The sequence below is a fragment of the Neoluteolibacter marinus genome (genome assembly GCF_014904755.1).
GTDB classification, from domain to species: Bacteria; Verrucomicrobiota; Verrucomicrobiia; order Verrucomicrobiales; family Akkermansiaceae; genus Haloferula; species Haloferula marina.
On the sequence record NZ_JACZFQ010000260.1, the window covers coordinates 1 to 645 of the forward strand.

Consider the following 645-nt stretch of genomic DNA (forward strand, 5'->3'; position numbering starts at 1 on the left):
AGCCCTCGAAACGGGCCAGGTGCAGCGGGTCTCACCAAAACAACCCCCACACCACTCATTGGCATGCGGGCGGGCCGCCACACGGCGACCAGAGTGAAGCTCCTTAGAAAGGAGGTGATCCAGCCGCACCTTCCGGTACGGCTACCTTGTTACGACTTAGTCCCAATCGCCAGTCCCACCTTCGACGGCTCCCTCCACAAGGGTTGGGCCACCGGCTTCGGGTGTTACCGACTTTCGTGACTTGACGGGCGGTGTGTACAAGGCCCGGGAACGTATTCACCGCAGCGTTGCTGATCTGCGATTACTAGCGACTCCGACTTCATGAGGTCGAGTTGCAGACCTCAATCCGAACTGAGACCGGCTTTTTGGGATTAGCTCCACCTCACAGTATCGCAACCCTTTGTACCGGCCATTGTAGCATGCGTGAAGCCCAAGACATAAGGGGCATGATGATTTGACGTCATCCCCACCTTCCTCCGAGTTGACCCCGGCAGTCTCCCATGAGTCCCCACCATCACGTGCTGGCAACATGGAACGAGGGTTGCGCTCGTTGCGGGACTTAACCCAACATCTCACGACACGAGCTGACGACAACCATGCACCACCTGTATACCGACCCCAAAGGGGAAGAACCATCTCTGGAAC

At 57.8% G+C, this 645-nt stretch carries 1 rRNA gene; it reads right to left on the reverse strand.

Features of this window, described 5'->3' with window-relative positions:
- Window positions 1-107: 107 nt before the first annotated feature.
- Window positions 108-645: ribosomal RNA gene (locus tag IG178_RS24765) — 16S ribosomal RNA — on the reverse strand; the annotation flags it as partial.